This window comes from Pseudomonas sp. 39004 (genome assembly GCF_028682155.1).
In the GTDB taxonomy this organism is placed as follows: domain Bacteria; phylum Pseudomonadota; class Gammaproteobacteria; order Pseudomonadales; family Pseudomonadaceae; genus Aquipseudomonas; species Aquipseudomonas capeferrum.
Map to the genome: position 1 here is coordinate 1 of NZ_JANIAG010000288.1, position 3,877 is coordinate 3,877.

Annotated in this window: 5 protein-coding genes; 3 read left to right on the forward strand and 2 right to left on the reverse strand. The window is 64.0% G+C overall.

Going from position 1 to position 3,877, the window contains the following annotated elements; genetic code table 11:
• Together NP534_RS26065 and NP534_RS26070 are read left to right on the forward strand one after the other, a co-directional pair.
• On the forward strand, positions 1-598 hold a 598-nt coding region (locus NP534_RS26065; RefSeq protein WP_274100637.1), incomplete at its 5' end, for a PQQ-dependent sugar dehydrogenase.
• Positions 599-708: 110 nt separating this feature from the next.
• Complete coding sequence (locus NP534_RS26070) at positions 709-1,287, forward strand: hypothetical protein (protein ID WP_274100638.1); 579 nt, start codon at positions 709-711, stop codon at positions 1,285-1,287.
• Between the two features lie 22 nt (positions 1,288-1,309).
• Here NP534_RS26070 and NP534_RS26075 read toward each other — a convergent pair whose 3' ends face one another.
• Positions 1,310-2,074 (reverse strand): DNA alkylation repair protein, encoded by a 765-nt coding sequence (locus NP534_RS26075; protein WP_274100639.1) that lies wholly within the window; start codon positions 2,072-2,074, stop codon positions 1,310-1,312.
• Between the two features lie 225 nt (positions 2,075-2,299).
• Here NP534_RS26075 and NP534_RS26080 point away from each other — a divergent pair, with 225 nt between their 5' ends.
• Positions 2,300-2,815, forward strand: a complete 516-nt coding sequence (locus NP534_RS26080) for a DMT family transporter (protein ID WP_274100640.1) — start codon at positions 2,300-2,302, stop codon at positions 2,813-2,815.
• On the opposite strand, the gene NP534_RS26085 is transcribed toward NP534_RS26080, so the two are convergent.
• Positions 2,800-3,720 carry a LysR family transcriptional regulator gene (locus tag NP534_RS26085; protein ID WP_274100641.1) on the reverse strand — a complete coding sequence of 307 codons (921 nt, stop codon included), beginning with the start codon at positions 3,718-3,720 and terminating at the stop codon, positions 2,800-2,802. The genes NP534_RS26080 and NP534_RS26085 overlap by 16 nt on opposite strands.
• Positions 3,721-3,877: the final 157 nt, after the last annotated feature.

Here is a 3,877-nt window from a genome sequence, read left to right on the forward strand (position 1 = left end):
GGCCATGGTCTGGCAGGTCGATGCCCAGACCGGCGCGCACCGGCCCTACGCGACCGGCCTGCGCAACCCGACGGCCTTGGCTGTTCAGCCGCAGACAGGGCAGGTGTGGGCGGTGGTCAACGAGCGTGACGAACTTGGCCCCGACCTGGTGCCGGACTACCTCACGTCAGTGCGCGAAGGCGGCTTCTACGGCTGGCCCTACAGCTACTGGGGGCAGAACGTCGATGATCGGGTCAGGCCGCAGAACCCGGACAAGGTAGCGGCGGCGATCAAGCCGGATTACAGCCTGGGTTCGCATGTGGCCGCCTTAGGTGTCGACTTCTCTATTGCGGCCATGGGCGAGCGCTTCGCCGACGGTGTGTTCGTGGGGCAGCACGGCAGTTGGAACCGGCCGAACCCGGTGGGCTACAAGGTGGTGTTCGTGCCGTTCAGCAAGGGCAAGCCGGCAGGCGAACCGGTCGACTTCGCCACAGGCTTTCGTGGTGAGGATGGCAAGACCCGCGGGCGGCCGGTGGGGGTGACGGTCGACCCGCGTGGCGCCTTGATCATCGCCGACGACCTGGCCAACACCGTCTGGCGGGTGACTCGCAACCGCTAAGCGCAGCGGGCGCCCTTGCATCGCCGCACGGGTGCCCGACAGTGTCTATGCTTGTGGGCGCGTGAGTATTTCACGCACCAACCCGGAAACGATTACAGGGAAGCATGCCTATGAAACCTATCAGTTCACTCGCTCGCGCTGTGGCAATCGCCTCGCTGGTCTTCGCTGGCAGCTTCACGGCCCAGGCCGCCGATGTGCCGATTGGCAGTGAAGCGCTTGAAAGCCATGTCACCACCCAGGTGCAGGCTATCGACCTGGAGAAGCGCCTGGTCACGGTGCAGGGTGCCAACGACAAGCCTGTGACCTTCCAGTTGACGGAAAAGGCCAAGGCGCTGCCCAACCTCAAAGTCGGTGACACGGTCGACATCTACGTGACCCGCGCGGTGGCCTATGTGCTCAACACCGATGTGGGCGGTGCGCCGAAGGTCAGTGATGAGTCCGGCACCATTCGCGCCACCGCAAACAACCCGAACCCGGGCGGCGAGGCGTTCCGCCAGGTCAGGGTCACCTCGCAGATCAAGAAGATCGACCTCAAGCAGCATGAAGTGAGCCTGCTGCCGCCAGAGGGCAAGCTGCAGGTGGTCAAGGTCGAAAACCCAGACCTGCAAGCGCGGATGAAAAACCTCAAGGTGGGCCAGACGGTCGATGCCATCTACACCGAAGTGCTGAGGGTCGAGACGTCGCGTTGACGGCGGCCGCTTAGGGGGGGATTCAGCGGGTCAGGCTGCGTGTGGCCCGTTGCTGGATGCGTCGTGAGGCCTTGCAGGCCGGTGGGTGGCGCTCGAACAGGTCGAGCACCCAGTCTGGGCGGGTTTTGCTGGCGTCATTGAGCCAGTTGGCTACCGAGTCCTGGGGGTATTTCTCGCTTTCCGCCAGGTGCGGCACCAGCAGCGCTTCGGCCGCCTCCGGCGCCTGCTTGAAGGCCGTTATGTGTTCGCACCAGACGCCACGTGGGCGCAGCACTTCGATGCAGAACCGACGCTCCAGCGGGTCTTCGCTACTGGCCTGCCTAACGAGCAATGCGAGGGCCGCAGGGAGGTCCTCGCTGAGGCGCGGGCGCAAGGCGATCCAGGCCCATTCGCGCACACCGAAGTGCGGGTCTTTGGCGAAGCGCAGTTGGGCCGCCAGGGCCGCCTGCAGGTCAAGGCTGGCGGTGAGGTGCGCCTGCGCGAAAGCCGCCCAGCTGCGCACCGTATCCGAAGGGTGGGCACAGCAGTGTTCGAACACCTGCTGGCTAATCGCAATGGGGGCTTGTTGCAACCATTGGCCGAGGGCCAGGCCGATGCCCGCGATTTTTTTCGACAGCCCCAAGGGCTGTTTTTCCTTGGCTGCATGAACCAGGCATTCACCTACGGCAGGCGGCAGTTGCTGTGCGACGGCCGTTGCCAGGGCAAGTTGGTCGACTGCCAGGCATTGTGCAAGGTTGCGGGTCGGTATCAGGCCGTGGTCCAGTTGCGTCTTGCGTTCATCGCTCATCGAATGTGTTCCATCACAAAAGGGGAAATACGCCTGCGGCCGACAGCGAGTAGGCGCGCAAGGCCAGCATCCTAGCTCAACGTGTTGGTTCTGGGGCTGCCCTGTATCACGGTCCGGTCTCCCGCCATCCATCGCACGAATAATACGCGTGCATGTTTTCGATTTCCGTCCTCCTGGTAAATGTCCTGATCATGACACCCTCACTACTCGAAACTGAGGGCGGTCATGTACAGCAAAACCCTGTTTTTCATCCTTGTCCCGATTGCCATGGCTTTGCTCGCGGGTGCGCTGCTGCCGTTTCAGGCGGCTGGCAACGCCGCGGTTGGCCGTGCCTTGGGGCATTGGTTGTGGGGGGCATTCACCTCGCTTGCGGTGAGTTCGCTGGTGGTGATCGCAGCGCTGCTGATCCTCCGGGTACCCGCACCAGACGTAAGCAAGGCCCTGCAAGGGCCCTGGTGGTTATGGATCGGCGGTGTGCTGGGCGCCATTTACGTGGCCGGCGCAGCCGCACTTACGCCGAAACTGGGCGCAGCGGGTTTTCTTGCGCTGGTGGTGGCAGGGCAGATCCTGATGGCGGTAATCGCTGACCATTTCGGGGTAATGGGGTTGGGTGGCAAGCCGATCAGCCTGGTCAGGCTGGCCGGGGTGGTGCTGATTTTGTGCGGGGTATTCATGGTGCAGGGCAACTGGGCGACAAGCGCTGCGGCCAAGCCGACAGTGCTCAATCAGTCAGGAGGCTGATCAAGCGGCTGACTGCAAGCCAATACGGCTTCGCGCAGCCAGCGGTGCCCAGGGTCGCTGTCTTTGCGCTGATGCCAGGCCTGTTGATAGGCAAACGATGGAATGGCCAGTGGCGGTTCAAACCGGCGCAACGCTGCGGGCTGGCGCAATGAACCGACCGCACGGCTGGCCACTGTGAGAATCAGGTCGGTGCCGGCAAGTACCTCCACCGCCGCGCTCCAGTGCGGCAGAGCGAGGGCAATGCGCCGTTGCAGGCCTCTGGCGGCCAGCGCGCGTTCGATTTCATCGTGGGCATCCGGGCGCATGGCTATCAACACATGGGGCCGCGCAAGCCAGTCGGTCAACTCCAGGCCTCCGCTGGCGGGCAACACCTGGCGGTCGGCGACGCTGGTGAAGCTTTCCTCGAACAGTGGCTGTGCGGTGATGTCCTGCGGCAGGTCGGGGAAGATGCCCAGGGCCAGGTCGAGTTCGCCATCGAGCAGCTGAGCCAACATGGTTTCTCGGCTGGCCTGGCTGATCGCCAGGTCCACGCCTGGGGCGACCTGGCGCACGTGGCGAACCAGCGCTGGCAGGATGATGCGCGACGAATAGTCGGACAGTGACAAGCGGAAGCGGCGCTGGGCCTGGGCCGGGTCGAACAGGGGGGCGGCCAGCAGCGCATTGAGGTTGCCCAAGGCGTCTTGCAGCGGCTTGGCCAGCGACTGCGCACGTGCGGTCAGCGCCATGTAGCCGTTCTGGCGGACCAGCAACGGGTCGTCGAAATGCCTGCGTAGTTGTGCCAGTGCATGGCTCACTGCCGGCTGGCTGCGATGCAGACGAAGGGCGGCGCGGGTCACGTGCTTCTCGGTCAGCAGCGCATGCAAGGCCAGGAGCAGGTTGAGGTCGATCTTGCGCAGTTCATCCATGGGGCGAATAGTCGAGGCTGGCCGAGAGGGGTTTGATCAGCCTAACAGATGTCCAGGCGCTGGACGCCGGTCACAGCGTCTAGCGGCTGCGGCCGACGGCGCGGCTGGATGGTTCGGACAGGATCCGTACTCAATGCTTTACTTAAGATCGGAAGAG